The organism is Xenorhabdus sp. TS4, from assembly GCF_014467265.1.
GTDB lineage: Bacteria > Pseudomonadota > Gammaproteobacteria > Enterobacterales > Enterobacteriaceae > Xenorhabdus > Xenorhabdus ehlersii.
This window is the reverse complement of the sequence record NZ_NKHQ01000081.1, coordinates 18165-37429: the sequence shown is the minus strand read 5'-3', so window position 1 is coordinate 37429 and position 19265 is coordinate 18165. Positions and strand designations below refer to the sequence as shown.

General features: G+C 41.1%; 18 protein-coding genes. 10 read left to right on the top strand and 8 right to left on the bottom strand.

Features of this window, described 5'->3' with window-relative positions; genetic code table 11:
* The first annotated feature begins 134 nt into the window (after positions 1 to 134).
* Positions 135 to 1529 carry a class II fumarate hydratase gene (gene fumC / locus Xets_RS17475; RefSeq protein ID WP_099132417.1) on the top strand — a complete coding sequence of 465 codons (1395 nt, stop codon included), beginning with the start codon at positions 135 to 137 and terminating at the stop codon, positions 1527 to 1529.
* A 61-nt stretch (positions 1530 to 1590) separates the two neighbouring features.
* Here fumC and tus read toward each other — a convergent pair whose 3' ends face one another.
* Positions 1591 to 2517 (bottom strand): DNA replication terminus site-binding protein, encoded by a 927-nt coding sequence (gene tus / locus Xets_RS17470; RefSeq protein WP_099132418.1) that lies wholly within the window; start codon positions 2515 to 2517, stop codon positions 1591 to 1593.
* Between the two features lie 200 nt (positions 2518 to 2717).
* On the opposite strand from tus, the gene Xets_RS17465 reads away from it, so the two are divergent.
* Positions 2718 to 3350, top strand: coding sequence for a helix-turn-helix domain-containing protein (locus Xets_RS17465; RefSeq protein WP_099132419.1), 633 nt, complete (start codon positions 2718 to 2720; stop codon positions 3348 to 3350).
* 114 nt (positions 3351 to 3464) lie between these two features.
* Here Xets_RS17465 and Xets_RS17460 read toward each other — a convergent pair whose 3' ends face one another.
* Positions 3465 to 4739: an MFS transporter gene (locus Xets_RS17460; RefSeq protein WP_187652223.1), complete on the bottom strand. Its 1275-nt coding sequence runs from the start codon at positions 4737 to 4739 to the stop codon at positions 3465 to 3467.
* Positions 4740 to 4871: 132 nt separating this feature from the next.
* On the opposite strand from Xets_RS17460, the gene Xets_RS17455 reads away from it, so the two are divergent.
* From Xets_RS17455 to bioD, 3 genes are all read left to right on the top strand, one after another.
* Positions 4872 to 5792, top strand: coding sequence for a LysR family transcriptional regulator (locus tag Xets_RS17455; RefSeq protein WP_099132421.1), 921 nt, complete (start codon positions 4872 to 4874; stop codon positions 5790 to 5792).
* Positions 5793 to 5934: 142 nt separating this feature from the next.
* Positions 5935 to 7134, top strand: a complete 1200-nt coding sequence (locus Xets_RS17450) for an ROK family protein (RefSeq protein ID WP_187652222.1) — start codon at positions 5935 to 5937, stop codon at positions 7132 to 7134.
* A gap of 128 nt (positions 7135 to 7262) precedes the next feature.
* Positions 7263 to 7931, top strand: coding sequence for a dethiobiotin synthase (gene bioD / locus Xets_RS17445; RefSeq protein ID WP_099132423.1), 669 nt, complete (start codon positions 7263 to 7265; stop codon positions 7929 to 7931).
* 57 nt (positions 7932 to 7988) lie between these two features.
* Here the strand turns inward: bioD and Xets_RS17440 are convergent, their stop codons facing one another.
* The 6 genes from Xets_RS17440 to Xets_RS17415 all read right to left on the bottom strand — a co-directional run bounded on the left by Xets_RS17440 (position 7989) and on the right by Xets_RS17415 (position 13290).
* The gene (locus tag Xets_RS17440; RefSeq protein WP_339352545.1) at positions 7989 to 8273 is read right to left on the bottom strand and encodes a DUF1161 domain-containing protein; all 285 of its coding nucleotides are present in this window, start codon (positions 8271 to 8273) and stop codon (positions 7989 to 7991) included.
* 30 nt (positions 8274 to 8303) lie between these two features.
* On the bottom strand, positions 8304 to 8660 hold the full coding sequence (locus Xets_RS17435; protein ID WP_099132424.1) for a DUF1283 family protein: 357 nt from the start codon (positions 8658 to 8660) through the stop codon (positions 8304 to 8306).
* Positions 8661 to 8730: 70 nt separating this feature from the next.
* A complete protein-coding gene (gene ydfG, locus Xets_RS17430) occupies positions 8731 to 9477 on the bottom strand; it encodes a bifunctional NADP-dependent 3-hydroxy acid dehydrogenase/3-hydroxypropionate dehydrogenase YdfG (protein ID WP_187652221.1) in 747 nt (248 codons plus the stop codon).
* Positions 9478 to 9706: 229 nt separating this feature from the next.
* Positions 9707 to 11404 (bottom strand): ABC transporter ATP-binding protein, encoded by a 1698-nt coding sequence (locus Xets_RS17425; protein ID WP_099132426.1) that lies wholly within the window; start codon positions 11402 to 11404, stop codon positions 9707 to 9709.
* Positions 11405 to 11604: 200 nt separating this feature from the next.
* Positions 11605 to 12531 carry a dimethylarginine dimethylaminohydrolase family protein gene (locus tag Xets_RS17420; RefSeq protein ID WP_099132427.1) on the bottom strand — a complete coding sequence of 309 codons (927 nt, stop codon included), beginning with the start codon at positions 12529 to 12531 and terminating at the stop codon, positions 11605 to 11607.
* Positions 12532 to 12564: 33 nt separating this feature from the next.
* Complete coding sequence (locus Xets_RS17415; RefSeq protein WP_222941638.1) at positions 12565 to 13290, bottom strand: phosphatidylserine decarboxylase; 726 nt, start codon at positions 13288 to 13290, stop codon at positions 12565 to 12567.
* Between the two features lie 810 nt (positions 13291 to 14100).
* On the opposite strand from Xets_RS17415, the gene Xets_RS17410 reads away from it, so the two are divergent.
* The 5 genes from Xets_RS17410 to Xets_RS17390 are packed head-to-tail and all read left to right on the top strand — an operon-like array spanning position 14101 to position 19230.
* Positions 14101 to 15531 carry a gamma-aminobutyraldehyde dehydrogenase gene (locus Xets_RS17410; RefSeq protein WP_187652219.1) on the top strand — a complete coding sequence of 477 codons (1431 nt, stop codon included), beginning with the start codon at positions 14101 to 14103 and terminating at the stop codon, positions 15529 to 15531.
* Positions 15532 to 15547: 16 nt separating this feature from the next.
* Complete coding sequence (locus tag Xets_RS17405; protein ID WP_187652218.1) at positions 15548 to 16321, top strand: nuclear transport factor 2 family protein; 774 nt, start codon at positions 15548 to 15550, stop codon at positions 16319 to 16321.
* Between the two features lie 53 nt (positions 16322 to 16374).
* Positions 16375 to 17130: a FadR/GntR family transcriptional regulator gene (locus tag Xets_RS17400; protein ID WP_099132431.1), complete on the top strand. Its 756-nt coding sequence runs from the start codon at positions 16375 to 16377 to the stop codon at positions 17128 to 17130.
* Positions 17131 to 17163: 33 nt separating this feature from the next.
* Complete coding sequence (locus Xets_RS17395) at positions 17164 to 17907, top strand: cache domain-containing protein (RefSeq protein ID WP_187652217.1); 744 nt, start codon at positions 17164 to 17166, stop codon at positions 17905 to 17907.
* Between the two features lie 36 nt (positions 17908 to 17943).
* The gene (locus Xets_RS17390) at positions 17944 to 19230 is read left to right on the top strand and encodes a 4-aminobutyrate--2-oxoglutarate transaminase (protein WP_187652216.1); all 1287 of its coding nucleotides are present in this window, start codon (positions 17944 to 17946) and stop codon (positions 19228 to 19230) included.
* The last annotated feature ends 35 nt before the right edge of the window (positions 19231 to 19265 follow it).

Here is a 19265-nt window from a genome sequence, read left to right as displayed (position 1 = left end):
ACAACAATACAATAAACACGGTTAGGTCGCATTATCGATAATAAATTTATGGCATGATAAGAAAATGCCGACTAATTTATCTGCAAAGTTTGTTCCGGCGTATTCAATTATTCTGTGTGCTAAGGAGATAGTAAATGGCAGCCACTCGCATTGAAAAAGACTCAATGGGACCTATCGAAGTACCTGCTGACCAATTATGGGGGGCGCAAACTCAGCGCTCACTGGAGCATTTCCGCATTTCTCAGGAAAAAATGCCTGTTGCATTGATTGATGCCCTTGCATTGACTAAACAAGCAGCGGCCTGCGTTAATATGGATCTGGGCCTTCTACCTAAAGAGCGTGGCGAAGCAGTTATCGCTGCGGCGAAAGAGGTGTTAGAAGGCAAACACCCAACAGAATTCCCTCTTGCTATCTGGCAGACCGGTTCGGGAACTCAAAGCAACATGAACATGAATGAAGTGTTGGCGAACCGTGGTAGTGAGATCCTTGGTGGTAAAAGGGGCAATGAACGTCTGATCCATCCTAATGATGATGTTAACAAGAGCCAAAGCTCTAATGACGTTTTCCCAACGGCCATGCATGTTGCAGCAGTTACTGCATTACGTGAACATTTGTTACCAGAGTTAAAAGTACTTCAAAAAACCCTAGCAGATAAAGCGGAAGCATTTAAAGGCATCGTAAAAATTGGCCGTACTCACTTACAAGATGCCACTCCATTGACCTTAGGCCAGGAAATTTCCGGCTGGGCAGCCATGTTGACGCATAACTTGAAACATATTGAAGAGAGTATTCCTCATGTGTGTGAACTGGCTCTGGGGGGGACTGCAGTAGGAACTGGTCTGAATACCCATCCTGAGTATGCCGTCCGTGTTGCGCAGAAAATTGCTGAATTATCTGGTCATCCTTTTGTCACTTCGCCAAATAAATTTGAAGCCCTGGCAACTTGTGACGCGCTGGTTCACTCACACGGTGCATTGAAAGGTTTGGCTGCATCATTGATGAAGATTGCTAACGATGTTCGTTGGTTGGCTTCTGGCCCTCGTTGTGGTATTGGTGAGATTTCCATTCCTGAAAATGAGCCCGGCAGCTCCATCATGCCAGGCAAAGTGAATCCAACTCAGTGTGAAGCTATGACCATGTTATGTGCCCAAGTGATGGGTAACGATGTGGCAATCAACATTGGTGGTTCGTCTGGTAACTTTGAACTGAACGTATTCCGCCCAATGGTTATCCATAACTTCCTGCAATCCGTTCGTTTGCTGGCGGATGGTATGCGTAGTTTCAATGAGCATTGTGCTATTGGTATTGAACCTAATCGTGATCGCATCACCCAATTGCTGAATGAATCACTGATGCTGGTAACGGCATTAAATACTCATATTGGTTACGATAAGGCTGCTGAAATTGCTAAAAAAGCACATAAAGAAGGCCTGACGCTGAAGCAGTCAGCACTCCAGTTAGGGTATTTAACTGAAGCTGAATTTGATGCGTGGGTTCGCCCAGAAGATATGGTTGGCAGCATGAAGTAATGCTTGCTATATAAGCAAAAATGAAAAAAACCGGAGAGCATTTACTCCGGTTTTTTATTTCTCAGATTTCTTTGTAGAGATGTAAGCGGGAAATGACCAACTCAAGTGGCTTCGATTTGGGCTTATACTTATGTTTAATTGCGTTGGCATTGTAGTTGGACAAAGTGCCGAGTTTAGGTTTGATTTCACTATCTTCTGTGTAGAAAACAATCACAGGAATCGGACAAGCATATTGGACTTGCTTTTGTATTTCTGAATACCATACACGAGTAATAGGTTGTACTTTTACTGGTCGTTTGATTTTCAATACCACATCATCAGGTAATTTTTTAATATCTGTAATCTCCAATGCCACCAACGCTGCCCATTGATCACTGGAGTAGGGGGGGACTGCTCTGCCCGCATTGTAGCTTTTCTCCAGCTTTTCCAAAATTTGTTGCTTGGTGACTTTATTAATGATGTTCTTATTAGCCCACCCAAAGTTAATGGAATCAGGATTTAATAGAGGAGTGATAGTGCGATAGGCATTCAGGGTAATAAGGCCGCGCAAATGATCATGAACAAATTCAAATCGTTGTTCTTTGCTGATACCTGATTCTTTGGTAACGATATTTTCTAACTCTATTTTTAATTGGTTTACTTCATTAATGACTTCCATTGCTTCTTTATATTGCTGGTGGTTAACAGCAAAACACAAGGCGCCAGGCAGGCGGATCGCAGCTTTACTGCTGACATTAGGGTTATTATGGTGTATGAATAGCTTCTGATAGAAGTGTAAACCTACATTGAGCGCTTCATTTCCCTGTAGCTGATTGACCATAATTTCGGTTATTTGTTCATGTTCTTCACCTTTTTCAATTTTCGGTAATTCAAATACCCGTGCATCAATAAGCTTATAACTCATTAACAACTCAACCAGTTCAGATAGCTTTTCTTCTTGTTTTTTAAAGCAAGTTGTAAGTGATTCTATTGAAAAATACTTATTCATGATTGTTCTCAACCATCGACGATCATACGGTGCTTTATTTAGTTACAACATACTTTTAGTATAAAATCAACCCACAAAAAAATCCACAACCTACCACTCCCAAAGTTAATTAAAAAAGAAAACACCTATTGCGAAATAATTTAGCATTGTGATAAAAAACCAATAACACATTAATTGAAAATACACCAAGGTCGTTAAATATGAAAAAATTAGTTAAGCCAATAAATTCCTTTAAGAAAGTGGTCGATGCATTGTTACCATACTCCGAATTGATCACAGCTGATTTATCAACACAAGGAAAAGTGATTAAAATAGAAAGTGAATTTGCTAAGTTTTTTTTATTAGAGCAAGGATATATCAATATGCGCAGAATAAACGACAATTTAATTATTGCTACACTTTTTTCACCCTACATTATCGGTTTATCTTTCTATTCTGGAGCAGAAACCTATTATTCCATTGAGCTAGGGGAAAGCTGTAAACTTTATCAAATTCCTCGGGTTAATGCATTGAATGCCATAAAGAAGTATGACCTCTATAGAGAGTGGATGAGAATAATTTCCTATAAAATATCTTTCTTATATGCCAGAGATATTAGCCTCTTCCGTCATTGCAATAGGGAAGTCGTGTGTAGTTTGTTATCTCGCCTGATGACCTTACCGACAGAATTCAGAGAAAATATTACGGCAATTAAATATATAGAACAAAGATGCACACTTTCACGCAGTTGTATACAACGAGTTTTACTCTCTCTAAAAAAAGAAGGATGCATTGAAATTATTGATGGATATTTGACAAAAGTTTTAGTGCTACCGATTGAATCTTATTATTAAAAAATATTTCAAGTATCAAATAAACAATGAATAATTCAGATTATTTTAAATGTATTGCTTAAAAAAGCCGACATTTATAATTTAAATTAAATTTATGCCGGCAGCTATATTTTATTATTTTGGTAATTTATTGAGTCTTAAGCCTAAATAAATAGCAATTATCATTAATAATGAAATAAAAGCAGCAACGCCGTTCCATCCAAAATAGAACCAGAATACTCCACCTAACGTTCCTGCAATACTGGAACCAGAGTAATAACAGAATAAATAAAGTGATGAAGCTTGCGCTTTGGCGCGCTTGGCTCTCTGTCCTAACCATCCACTAGCAACTGCATGAGCAGCAAAGAAGCCTGTTGTCAATATCATCACTCCCAGTATTACTGCCCAGATAGGGGGAAATAGGGTGATTAAGCAACCAATTAGCATCATACTGATAGCGGATAACAATACTTTTCCTCTCCCATGCTTGCTTATTAATCCACCAGCTTTAGTTGCGCTGTAAGTTCCTGTTAAGTAGACGACAGATAGCAAACCAACAATAGTTTGGCTTAAATGATAAGGTGCTTCTAATAATCGATAACCAATGTAGTTAAACATAGTGACAAAACTTCCCATAAGTAAAAAAGCTTCGGCAAATAGCAGGGGAAGACCTTGATCACGGAGGTGTAACTTCAAATTGATAAGTAATGATTTAGGTTTTAATGAGCTGGATTTAAAGTGCCTGGATTCCGGTAACATCTTCCAAAACGCAATGGCGGAGATTAAAGCAAATGTACCAAGTAAGATAACGGCAATCCGCCATGAATAGTGATCAGCGATCACACCAGTAATCAAACGTCCGCTCATTCCCCCTATTGAATTACCACTGATATAGAGGCCGATAGATAAGGCTACATAACTGGGATGGATCTCTTCACTTAAATAAGTCATCGCAACAGCAGCAACACCACTTAATGATAAACCCACTAGCGCGCGCATAAACAAAATCCCGTGCCAACTTGTTACAACAGAGCTTAGGAGAGTAAAAATAGCGGCGGCAATAAGTGATACTACCATCACATGTTTACGGCCAAGTGCATCGGATAAAGGACCTGTTATTAATAGACCGAGGGATAACATTCCGGTGGAAAGGGATAAAGCCAAACTACTATTGGCCGGCGAGATGTCAAATTCATCTGACAAAATTGGCAAAATGGGTTGAACAAAATAGAGTAATGCAAATGTTGCCAGCCCTACGGCAAAGAACGAGAGAGTGACTCGCAGGTATACAGCATCTTCACGTTGAATATAAGGCTGTTTACTTTTGTATCCTTGATTAATCGTGTTTTCAACATCTCTTTCAACGCCAGAGACTGCTGATTTTTCACTGACGCTTTGGATTGTATTCACGCTACTTCCTTATCTAGGTAAAACAAACGTTAATTACTTGATGTAGATCAAGGATAGGAATTCATGAATATTTTGTCTAATATATTAATCATTAAAAATGATATTTTAAAAATATCAATGGGGTGATAAATAATGACTACTAATATTGAACTCAGACACTTGCGTTACTTCATTGCTGTGGCAGAAGAGCTACATTTTGGACGAGCAGCAGAACGATTGAATATCTCACAACCACCATTAAGCCAGCAGATCCAAGCGCTGGAAGCAAATATAAATGCCCAGTTACTGGTGCGTAATAACAGAAATGTTAATTTAACACCTGCCGGACATATGTTTCTTCAGGAAGCATATCAAATCATTTCCCAAGTTGATGCTGCAGCAACCAAAGCTGCCAGAATGCAGCAAGGGGAGTTAGGGGAGATATCTATTGGCTTTACATCCATCACACCTTTTATGCAAAAAGTAACACTGAGTTTACGTCAATTCCGAGAACGTTATCCTGATGTCGCCATCCATATGCATCAAATGAATACTAAACAGCAAATAGCGCCTTTGCAGACAGGCAGAATTGATATAGGGATTATGCGCAATACGTCATTGCCCGATAATCTGGAACATCAGTTACTTTTCCGCGAGCGTTTTATGTTGGCCGTATATGATGATCATCCTTTGTTGAAATACGCTAATGAAGGTGTGGATTTGGAAATACTATCTGATTACCCACTGGTGTTTTTTGAACGTGATGTAGGGACAGCACTGTATGATGAAATTATTTCCTTATTGGCTAATGTAGGAGTGGTTCCGACGATTTCTCAGGAAGCAGGGGAAGCCATGACAATATTAGGATTAGTTGCTGCGGGATTAGGAGTAAGCATTATTACAGAATCGTTTACCCGAATGAAACTGGATGGAGTTCAATATCTGCCTTTAGCAAATAATCCTGCTTACTCCGAAGTTTGGCTGGTTAAACATAAAAATTACAATAACAGCGCTGCGGCAGATCGGTTAACTCAGCTCCTGATTTCAAACATTGTGGATGAAGCTAATAGCTAAAATTGTTCATCAAAAGTAATAATCAAGATAAGTTCGTGTGAAAGATCACATTTCTACCTTAAACGGATATCTTCTCATTTAAACAGAGACATAATCGTCATTATTAATTTTTTAGCAGCGTGAATTAAATGCAGGAGGCAAGGTGAGTGTTGATGTTCAACCAAGTCATATTGACCAAATCAGACAGACCAACATTGGGTTGGTTTATCGGTTAATTGATCAATATGGGCCTATCTCGCGTATCGCTCTTTCCAAAAAAGCTCAATTGGCACCAGCCAGTATTACTAAAATCACACGGGAACTCATTGATGCACATTTAGTGAAAGAAACTGAATTTCCTGACCTCGGTTTTAGAGGACGTCCTGCTGTTGGGTTGAAAGTAGATAGTAAAGGGTGGCAATTTTTATGTATTCGCATTGACGAAGGGCGTATTGTCATTGGGCTTCGTGACTTGAGCGGTAATCTCGTCGTTGAAAAGCAATCAACATTCTCTGTGTCTCTGAATTACTCTTTCTTAGATTGTATTGTTAATGAAATTGATAACTTCTTTTTGTGTCATCAATCTGCCCTGGAACGGTTAACAGCAATCAGTATTACTATCAATGCGATAGTAGATCCGGTTAATGGAGTTATCCATAGTTCACCATATTACGATATCCACGATCTTCCTCTGGGAAAGTTTTTACACCAACGCACAGGACTGCCCATTTTTCTGCAACATGGTATAGCCGCATGGACAATCGCAGAATCTTTATATGGGGCAGGGAAAAACTATCAGAATCTTATTCAGATTGTTATAGATGACAATGTTGGCGCTGGAATTATGACAGCGGGGCAAATGCTCCATGCAGGAAATCATAGTGTCGTAGAAATTGGGCACATTCAAATCGAACCCAATGGCGAACATTGTTACTGTGGTAATATCGGCTGTCTTGAAACAGTGGTGGGTATCAAAAAAATTTTGTATAAATTTCACTCCCAGACGGAAAAGCAATCTGACGCCTTGACAATTGATTCACTTTGTCAGGCAGCTATCGATGGTGATCCACGGGTAACAGAAATTATTTGTGATGCTGGAGAACGAATCGGGCGCATCATGGCGATTATGGTCAATATCTTTAACCCCGAAAGGATCTTAATTGGTTCGCCGCTGAACAGCGTTAAACATATTCTCTATCCTGCCATTCAACAACAGATAGTACAGCGTTCACTTCCCGGCTATAGCCAACAAGTTGATATTGTGGCTACCCAATTTGACAATACAGGCACATTACCTGCGGCAGCCTTAATTAAACAAGCATTGTATAACGGTGAATTACTGCTCGAGCTCATGCAAGGATAACACCCATCACGCAAAACATTGCGCTAACGCAACCCCTATCTTAAACACATCCCCTACACTCTAATCTTGCTCGTTAAAGAGAGTAAGTAACCGGTCAATCTATTCTGTTATTACGGAAAAATGAATTTATGTTAACACGCTTATTTGTTACAGGCACGGATACCAACATTGGTAAAACGGTTGTTACCCGCGCATTATTGCAAGTCTTTAATCGTGAAGGAGCAACCGCAGTAGGATATAAACCTATTGCGACAGAAAAACATGAAACTCCGGAGGGAATACGTAATCGTGATGCTTTAGTCATACATAAATCTTCACCGGTACAAGTGGATTATGAAGAAATCAATCCTGTTGTTTGGGAAAACAATTATGAAGAAGAAAATCGTGCTGATTTTACTCAAATGACAAAAGGTCTAAGAAATTTAGGCTGTAAAGCAGATCGTGTCATCATTGAAGGTAACGGTGGTTGGCGTGTATTGCTGGAAGATGAAACGTTTTATTCTGATTGGGTAGTGCAAGAAAAACTTCCCGTCATTTTGGTAGTTGGCATTCAGGCAGGTTGTGTTAACCATGCTATTCTCACGGCGCAATCCATCGTGAATGATGGTATACCTCTGATTGGCTGGATTGCTAATCGCATCAATCCAGGACTAGCACACTACGCCAAGGTATTGGAAAGGTTACGGCGTCACATACCAGCTCCACAGTTAGGAGAAATACCTTATCTTTTAAGGCCAGAAGAACGCGACTTATCTTGCTATCTGGATGTTTCTGCGATATTGGCATGTGATGATTAAAAAGAGAAATAAAAAGGGAGCAGATTACGCTCCCTTTTCCAAAAGTCAGAAAGAATATTACTCTTGGCCTTTCTTATCATGAGAAAGACGGACATAGACTATTTTTTGTTTGCCATAATCACAATGACCAACAACTTTTCCATTTGTCGTATTGTTTTCAGTAACTTGATCACTAGGAACTAAGTCAAGTCTAAAATCCGTTGTTGAAACACCATTTTTAATGATTTTCTGCGCAATCTCTTCTTTCAAGTTTTCACATGTTATCTTTTGTGAAGCTTGCACTGTAAAGGAAGAAAGCGCAAAAAACAACGCTCCGGTCAGTAGGATCTTTTTCACCATCATCTCCTTATCTTGATGTCGGTGTTGATTTTATTAAGGTTTAATCGGGCGACCTGTATTGATATCCAGACAACGTTTTGTGCTCGGTTCCCAATAAGCATTAATATCGACACTTTTTAAACAGGCTTCACGATTATCAGCTTCAACTTCATACTTATCAAACTCTTTTTCTTTACGTTTGTCCGCTTTATGGCGCAATCTTCTCTGTTCATTCCATTCTTCTTTGCTTTGACGAGCCATTTCTTTGCTTAAGGAAGTTTCTCCGCCATTGATGGTTACACACGTACTTTCTGATGCACATGGCGTAGAGAATGCGGACGTCTGCCAAAAGAAAGAGAATACCAGAGCAATAGCAGAAACACTTTTAACAATCAAAGAACGAACGTTCATTTTTGAACCTCTTTTACTACGTTACTTAAACTATAAGACTAAGCCATTTAACGAAACTGCTAAAAAATTATTAGTCCCTGTATACGGTTAAACCCGCGAATGACTGACAAACTGGCATCATTTCCAATGTATTAATATTGACGCGAGGAGGCAGGTTAGCAACCCAAAATACCGCTTCTGCAATATCTTCCACCATCAATGCATCAGCGCCTGCATAAGTTTTATCAACTTTTTCCTGATTGCCTTTAAAACGAACATGAGAAAATTCAGTTCCTTCAACCAGACCAGGTTCAATATCGGTGACTCGGATATTCTTTCCATGTAAGTCAGCTCTCAACCCTAAACTAAATTGTTTGACAAAGGCTTTAGTAGCACCATATACGTTACCGCCAGCATAAGGCCAATTTGCTGCGGTGGAACCAATATTAATAATGTGTCCATGATTGGTTTGTACCATATTAGGCAACAAAGCCCGCGTCATATTCACTAATCCTTTCGTATTAGTATCAATCATTGTTTCCCAGTCATCAGGGTTAGCTTGGTGAGCGGGTTCTAACCCTAACGCAAGCCCTGCATTATTCACAAGAACATCTACATTACGTAGGCCATCTGGTAGTTGTTGAACTGTCTGCTCGATTGCAGTGCGATTTCTCACATCAAGTTGGATGGGGTGGAAGTTCTCACCCAATTCATTTTTCAATTGATCTAATCTATCCTTACGGCGTCCTGTTGCAATGACGATGGAGCCATGTTTGATAAATTTTCTTGCAATTGCCTCACCGAAACCAGAAGTTGCTCCTGTCACAAAAACAATCATAACTATCCTCTTATCTGCAATTTATTATCGTAATGTCCATATTAGTAGAAAAAGTTGTTTCTCATTAGTCAAGGTGAAATTATGGCTTTATTGCCAATTGATTGTTTTTTAAATAATTATTTAGCTGTGATTTGAAAGTTTTAGAATTGAAATCGGGGAATTTACTTTGAATGAATATCTTAAGATAAACATAATGGCCCGCTAAATGCGGGCCTGGAAAGGTCAGTAATTAGTTTGCTCTTGCCTGTCCCATATATTCCTGTAGAGAGCCATCAAATGCAATTTTCCCTTTGTCGATTCGGATTACTCGCTCAGCCAGTCTAAATACACGCGGATCATGGCTTATCATGAGCACAGTTTTACCACGAACGATATTGTTCAATGATTCAGCAAAGCTATTTATTTTACTATTGTCCAAATAGGTAGTCGGTTCATCAAATAGCAATATTTCTGGCGTCTTAAGATACAAACGCGCTAACCCAATCACCTGCCTTTCACCGCCCGACAAAGAAGAACCTTTTTCGTCAATATATGAATCCAAGCCATCCTTCAATTTGCCCAACAGTTCATTACCACCGGCTTTAATCAACGCTGAAATCATCTCTTCCTTGGTTGATTCTGTATTGGCAATGTGCAGATTATCGTATAACGTGCCTTTTATAATCTGAGTCTGTTGTGACATCACACCAAATTTTTGTAACCAACGCTGAGAATCGGGATTATCGAGAACTTCACCAAAAATTGAAACATAGCCTTCGCTTAATGGTGTCAAACCAGTCACGATATCAAATATTGTACTTTTACCTTGACCGTTATCACCGACGATAAGAACTCGTTCTCCTTTTTGTATAGAGATATTCATATCTTTGAACAAAGTCTCTCTGTCGTTATAGGAGAATTTCTTGACGTTGATATCAATAGCATTAGCATTATAATTCTCCACTGGTTGGCTCTGTTTGCGATTGTTTGGCTGATAAGCTCCCAACAATTCTAACACCCTGTCCAACAACGATTTGAGTGAAGCAAATTTATTTAAATGATTGCTGTATCTCTTAATGGAATCAGACATTAATTGTTCATAGGTAAATGCAGCAACAAAGTTACCAGGGTTGATCGTTCCATCCATCAATAGCAAACCACCATACCAAAGTACGGCAATTGTCGATGCTAACTGTGCAAAAAAGCCAAGAGGAATAGATAGAGACATAAACAGCCCGGTGATCTTCTCAACATTTTTCACTTTAGTATTAGCATCATTAATTCTCTTTTTCTCCGACTCTTCAGAATTGAAAATCTTGACAGATTTGATCCAAGAAAGAGATTCTTGGATGACGCCAGTTAATCGTGAGTTATAAATTTGCAGAATTCTTTCATAAACAGCCACTCGGTTAGTGATTGGCTTGCTGATTAGAGTAGTCAGACAAACCATCATAAATGCCAAAATAGCCAATTTAATATCAATCAGGGCCATGGCAATAAATGGGCCGATGATTGATAACGTATCATAGAGAAATTCGCTATATAAATCTCTAACTCTATCTGACACAAGATAAGTATCATTTTTTATTCTAAATGCCAGATTCGCTGAATGAAATTTTCTGGTGATATGATAGGGAAAAGAGAGGAAAGAATCGACTAGCGATTTCCTCATATTATAACTCAGTTCTGATGCATTAATTGTTTGCATCCAAATGATAATAGCGTGGCTGATGACAATCAATAACGATACTGCGATTAGAGAAGCAATTAATTCATTAAATGAGAAAGAAAGAATTAGCTTATCCTTCAATAAAGTATTGACTAATTCCTGAACCAGAAATGGAAATAAAACCTCCGCTAAAGCAGCCACTACTGTAAAAACAATAGCCAGCACCAATGCTGTTTTTTGTTTACGTATAAAAGAATAAAGGAATATAATATATTTCATATACTGATCACTGTTAAGTTATCAATCTAACTAGTATAGACAACATGTTAAAACTTACCATCCTACCAAAAAGCGACTAACTCCATCCTTGGAATACATTTATCCTATGACAATAAAATACAATTTATATTGCAACTAACAACTCAATAATTTTGAGTGGAATTATGTGATCAATATTATTGAATGATTTATCGCAATTTTTAGATTACCTGTATTTTATAAGAATATCTATTTAAATGCATAACCATGCAGGAAAGCAGGGCGCCGCTCTTCATATATTCAGATAAATTGAAAAGTTTTGGCGTTAATGCCAATTTAGAGCAAATTTTTTCCAGCTCATGGTTTTTGTTCATTTCATAGATATACTCCTCTGTACCTGCTTTCAGGTCATTAATATTAGATGAACAGAGAATATGTTGATTGACTCTGACAGAGTTACAAATCCCACTGTACGCAATATCTTTATTGATACTGATAATGTTGGTTACTTTTTCCAGTTCTTTCAGCTCATCGCTGTTGAATCCGCCGGTATAAACGAGCGTATTTTCTTTATCCAGTGGGAATATGCTGCAATCCAAATGGTAAAGATAAGGATCTCTTTCTTCCACTTTCACGATTTTGAGACCGAATTTTTCTTCCATCCAGTCATAAGTTTTAATATCACTTCTTATTCCATAACCGCCGATCAGTACATTATCATGCAAGTGTTTTAACTCCGCTTCACCTTCAAAATAGTAGGGAGCAACTTCAGTTTTATAGCCCAATGATTCAAAGAAACTTACCCCAATAGGTGTTTCTGATCTTCTGATTTCTGATGCAAAATTGGCAACTATTGCAGTTGGATCTTCATCTCCAATAATAATTCCCAAGTTAGCAACATATACTTGATCTTGTAGCTCCTGATGAGTATCAGATGGCAGTAAATAGACCAACGATTGTGATGACATAAAGCTATATAGCTTATAGAACTGTCTTAAAGCCACTTTGCTGTTAACGTTGATGGCGGATTCATCCAGTTCCTCCATCCAAATATTATTTCTTACATTGGTATTTAATGAAAATGGAGGAGCTAATAAAAAAACTGGCATTTTCAGGTCAGAAATGATACTGGAAGAATTCTTTAACATCTTAAAACCTCAATTTTAGTTTATATTATTTGTTTATAGAGAGTTATCGTTGATTCTAACTAACTTAGTTATACCACCAGTGACATGTTCCTTTTCAGTTACCAATGAAGTTAATTCATCATCATCAGTGACAGGGATCACCAAGTCGACTTGTGAACCATACCGAATCATTGAAAATCTATCACCCTGATATACAGGAGTATTTTGTTGTATATGGAACGGTGTTATCGTATCAACATCATAATCACCGACTTGAACCATATAGTATTCTCGATTAATGCCAGGCGAGTAGACTTTATTGACGACTCGTTGGTTCAGATATAAATAGTCGTCATAAATTAATTCAATGTTCTCTTTATAAAAAATATTACTCTCTACATCAATCATTGGTAGATTGTTGGTTTCCAGAGGTTCATGTTCCGCGTAACTCAGGATGCCATCGTAAGGAACTCTATTAATATGCACGTCATAACATGTCATAAAGATACCAATGACAAGCGAACGTTTATCATAATATTTATCTCTTATGATATCCTGAATGCTATATTTTTTTCCTTTTACTTCGGTGATCGCTTCATCTGGGTTTATTATTCCGCTATAGATAACGAACCCATCAGCAGGAGATAAAAAATATCTATCATCCGTATTGATTGTTCTCGCTGGATCCCTGAAAAAACCTTCCTGAAAATAAGTTTCAGGTGGAAGATCAGGGAGTCCATTAAATATAGATTTAATGGCTTCGTTCATTTTGTTACTCATTATTACCTCTAAAAATGTTCATCAACTAGAACATGAAACAGAGAAAAAACAACATGATACAAACAGTTACAGCGAGATATGTTACAGACTAATATTAATGATTCAATTTTATTTTTTTTATGGGTATGTTTATTTTTTGTTTGTCAATAAACAACATTTCACCTAAGTTAACTAGAATGATATATATAGCCAACTAAATATAAATATATTGATGATATAAATTATGGGTAGTAAGGTAGTGTATTATATATATCTGTCAGTGATATTTATCACAAATATGGCAGAAAATTTCATTAAAACTGAAGAAAGTGAAGTTTATAGGTCGATTTTTAATCCATTTTAATACTTAGAGTAAGGGGATTTTTATGAACTGATATAACTTTAAAGTCAACATAAAAGAAATGTGAGGTATTTTAAATCACGCCTCAAAATTAGAAGAACAAGTTAGGAAAAATTTCATTACTGCTTTTATACCAAGGAATTATTTGCGTAATAATGCAGATGTTTCGCAAATATATGCATAAATTTAAAATAATACCGAAAAAATATACGGCAACGATCCTAAATTTTATAGTCAATTGAAATTACATAAACTTCCTATTTATCCAGCTCATAAAATATGAAATTTTCGATCTTTCTCACAGATTTGAATATTCTTTCCTGACGAGAATACTTAAAGTTACATGTATGTATCTAACTTTACTCCTGTTTTTACATTTTTGCTACAAATTTGACTAAAATGCAACCGTTAAATATATTAAATCATAGGTTATATTTTATCCATTTAATCCATAAGGAGAGGAAGTAACCATGCTGATACCAACGCTAAGGCATTTCATTAATGGTCAGTATATTGAGACTAAAGGTTCCGAATATTTTGATCTGGTGAGCCCGGTCACTGGTGAATCTTATGCACGTTCTCCTAACGCGACCGCGGCGGATGTTGATGATGCTTATGCATCGGCTAAAGAGGCATTTAAAGTATGGGGACGTAGAACACCCTCGGCACGTCAGCGGGCGCTGTTAGCGCTGGCTGATACGATAGAAAAAAATGCTGAACGTCTGATTGAATTACAAAGCCGCAATACAGGGCAGCTTAAGCACCTGATTGCCTCCGAGGAGGTTGCGACATCTGTGGATCATATCCGCTTCTTCGCCGGTGCAGCCCGTTTTTTGGAAGGCAAGGCTACAGCTGAATATCTCCCTGATATGACTACTAGTGTCCGGCGTGAACCGCTGGGCGTGGTGGGGCAGGTTACCCCATGGAACTATCCGTTGATGATGGCAGTGTGGAAGATAGCACCTGCTCTGGCAGCAGGAAATACCGTGGTACTTAAACCAAGTGATACCACACCGGAGAGTACTCTGTTACTGGCTGAACTGTCCGCTCCGTTTTTCCCTGCTGGCGCCTTCAACGTGGTATTGGGTAATGCGAGCGCGGGTGCCCTGGTCGTTTCACACAAAACGCCTGCTATGGTTTCTATCACTGGTTCCACACGTGCAGGTTTTCAGGTTGCCTCTTCGGCGGCGGCTAATCTCACCAGAGCGCATCTGGAACTGGGTGGCAAAGCGCCGGTGGTTATTTTTTCTGATGCGGATATTGACAAAGCAGTGGATACCATCGTTACCGCAGGGTACTTCAACGCTGGTCAGGACTGCACGGCGGCTTCACGTGTGCTGGTGCATGAATCTGTTCACGATATCTTCGTCACTAAATTGGTGGCGGCAGCTAAAGCCACCCGTTTTGGCGATCCAGAAGATAAAGAGGCGCTGTATGGACCGCTTAATAATATTCGTCAGCTGGAGCAGGTCAAAGGGTTCATTGCACGTCTGCCCGCCCATGCCCGTATCGAAACAGGAGGCCGTCAGGCCAATCGTTCGGGATATTATTTTGAACCTACGGTGATTACTGGTCTGGAGCAATACGATGAAGTGATTCAGACTGAGATTTTTGGCCCTGTTATCACAGTGCAGAAGTTCCTCACAGAACAGGAAGCTATCGAGAAAGCTAACGATGTAAAATACGGATTGGCCTCCAGTGTCTGGACCCGCGACCATGGCCGCGCGTTACGCCTGTCTCGTGAGCTTGATTTTGGAACTGTCTGGATTAACACCCATATTCCTCTTACGGCAGAAGCACCACATGGTGGCTTCAAGAATTCTGGATACGGTAAAGATTTGTCGGCTTATGGCTTCGATGAATACACACGTATCAAACACGTGATGAGTTCCAATGATTGATACAAGGATACCCACAATGAATCAAAATAGATCTTTGCGCGACCTGGTATCACGTGCGCACCATGAGCTCTTTACTGGCCGTGATGTGAGGGCACTTGAGCGTTATTTTGCACCGAATTTCATTGAACATTCTCCACTAATCAAAGACGGACTTACCGGACTGCGTGAGCTGGTCCAATCACATCCTGAACTGCATCATGAAACATTTCGCGTACTACAAGACGGTGATTTGGTTGCTATCCACGGTCGTTTCACGGGTTTAGACGATCAACCGTTGGTCGGTTTCGATCTTTACCGGATTGCCGATGGCTTAATCGTGGAACATTGGGATGGATTAGTACCGCAGTCCGCGCCCAACGCCAGTGGCCGAACTCAGTTGGATGGCCCAACTGAAACAGGCCATAGTCGTGACCGAGAGAAAAATCGCGAACTGGTGGTTAATTTTTTCACACGGTCCCTGATCGAAGGGCACTATGATGAGTTTGGAAATTACACCAATGGTAAAGAGTTTCGCCAGCACAGCCCCGATATTCCCGATGGTACAGCTGCGGTCATTGCATTTCTTAAACAACTTAAAGATGAAGGGCGGGGCCTACATTATGCAAAAATCCACCACACAGTAGCCGACGGGCAGTTTGTTCTGACCCACTCAGAGGGGAGTATTGCCGGAGCACGTCACAGTTATTTTGAGCTATGGCGTGTCGAGAACGGCAAAGTGGCTGAACTTTGGGATGCTATCACACCAGTACCGGAGGATGCGCAAGCGCTACACCGCCACGGTATTTTTTAGCGTTGTTTGCAGACATGCTGAAATTCTGGGTTATTTCAATCAGGAGTTAGAGAATGACGGCATATTCTATCGTCTACGCACCACTCGATCAGGCCACCAGAACCGAACAGGTTGTGGAACGTTTAAGTAACGCGATCATATCCGGGATATTACAAACTGATGAGCAGTTGCCTAACGAAAACGAGTTGTCGCGGCGGCTGGGTGTGTCTCCGGTAACTGTTCGTGATGCCCTGAACACGCTACGTGCCAGGCAGTTGATTGATACTCGGCGCGGACGTCATGGCGGTAGTTTTGTATGCCGGGTTTCCGTTGAAACAATGCGGAAATATCACCCGTTGCGGTTGATGGCTTCAGGTGAACTGGCGGATTTCAGCGAGTTTCACTGTGCAGTGATTGGCCACAGTGCGAGGCTTGCCGCTCAACGTTCAACGCCGGGTGAACTGAGAAAGCTTGGACAACTAATCGACAGCTTTGCAATCGCGACGCAGCCGGATGTCCGTATACAGACAGATATGCGCTGTTTGTTAACCCTGGCATCCCAGGCACAGTCGGCTAGGCTTGCCAATCAAGAGCTGGAGATACAGGCTGAATGGGCTCCTTTGATGGTGCTTCTGTATCGAGAGACTGGTATTCACAGCGAGGTTGCTGCCGCCTGGCATACACTCTTAGCCCCTTTGTATAAGGGGGATGGCCTCGCCTGTTACCAGCTGGCACAGAAGATGATTACCCGAATTACTGACCACCTGCTTGAATGCAAATTGCGTATGGATACTGATGCGTCATTCTTACAGAGATCTGATCGCGAGTAATGTGGCTGCATTTATCCCTGGAAGGGGGGGCATATGTACAACAACATATACGTAGAACGAGCCAGGGATATCCTGGACGATATCTTGGTCGCGGCGCAGCGGGCCACTACAACTTTAGCGGATAAGACAGCGCGTATTTTATTAGAGCTGCCGTTATATCGTACGGAAGGCGTTCGTTTGGAGCAGGAGCAGCGCGACGCATTGCAAAAACATATCCAAGATGTACTACGGCGTAATCACGTTTGGTGTAACGGGGCGGGATTTGCCAGTTATGCGCTACCAAAGACGGTTAAGGAGGAGAATGGTTACTGGACGCTGGAATGGTGGCGTCAGGAAGGGAATATCATTCAGTATGCGCAGCTGGAACACAATCAAGAGCAGCGCAGGCGTCTGGATTTCCGATTGTTTGAGTGGTTCCGGCAACCAGCCAGTCGTCACCTTCCCGTCATCGACGGCCCCTATGTGGATTATGTCTGCAATGGCGCCTACACGATTACGATAGCCCATCCGGTGCTTATCGATGAGGAGTTTGCCGGTGTCACGGCAGTCGATATTCTGGTCTCGACGCTGGATCGGTTACTTCTGCCGGTTCTGGGAGCTATCGGTAAGCCAGCATTAATTATTAATGACGATGCGCGGGTCGTGACTTCAACCGTGCCAGGAGTACGTTCTGGTTCATTATTGAAGAACCAAGACGTTAACCGAGCGGTCGATGGTGAAACGCCTTCACTGCGCCTGGTGATCCTACCGTCATCACACAGGGCGTTTGTCAGCTGAAGCTCACTTATTAAGATTACTCAGGAGTTTTTCCTTATGACTGAATCTATGTTAACTAAAAGGCGTAAAGCGGCTATCGCAAAAGGCGTAGGCGTGACCACACAAATCTATGTTGAACGTGCGGAAAATGCTGAAATCTGGGATTCCCAAGGACAACGCTATATTGATTTTGCAGCCGGTATCGCCGTAGTAAATACTGGCCATCGTCATCCGCGCGTCATTGCCGCAGCCAGAGAGCAGTTGGAACAGTTTACCCACACCTGTCATCAAGTAGTGCCTTACGAAAATTATGTAACGCTAGCCGAACGACTGAACCGTCTGGTGCCGGGTAATTTTGTTAAAAAGACCGTTTTTGTTACCACCGGGGCTGAGGCAGTAGAAAATGCCGTGAAGATCGCGCGTGCCGCTACCGGACGTAATGGCATAGTGGCTTTCAGCGGCGCTTTTCATGGTCGTACCTTCCTCGGTATGTCATTAACCGGCAAAGTGGCACCGTACAAAATGGGGTTTGGCCCGCTGGTTAGCGATGTTTACCGTGTCCCGTTTCCGGTAGGGCTACACGGTATCAGTGTAGAACAGACACTGAACGCGCTGGAGAATCTCTTCAAAACCGATATTGAACCCACGCGCGTTGCTGCCATTATTATCGAGCCAGTACAAGGCGAAGGTGGATTTTATCCTGCGCCTCCCGAACTACTCAAATCCCTACGCGAAATTGCCGATCGCTACGGTATTGTACTCATTGCCGATGAAATTCAGACTGGTTTCGCGCGTACAGGAAAACTGTTTGCTATGGAACATCATGAGGTTGCGGCCGATCTGACCACAATGGCAAAAGGTCTGGCGGGGGGATTTCCGCTGGCGGCTGTAACGGGGCGATCAGAGTTGATGGACGCTGTAGTGCCAGGGGGGTTGGGGGGAACCTATGGAGGTAACCCAGTGGCGATTGCAGCTGGCCATGCGGTGCTGGATGTGATCGAAGAAGAAAAGCTGGCTGAGCGTGCAACGCAGCTGGGAGAGCGGCTAAAACAAGATCTGTATAAACTGCGACCGCATGTCCCACAGATCGCTGATGTGCGTGGACTTGGGCTAATGATTGCGGTGGAATTTAATCGTGCGGATAGTCAGGAACCTGATGCCGATTTTACCAACGCGGTGCGCCAAAAAGCGTTAGAGCATGGCTTGATTCTGTTGACGTGTGGTGTACATGGCAACGTAATTCGTTTCCTTCCACCGCTGACCATACAGGATGATGTTTTTGACGAGGCGCTCAATATCCTGAAATCTGTGTTGCTCGATTTGAATTATAAAGAGGGAAAGTAATATGCACGTAGCGGCAGGGAGGAACCTGAGCTGGT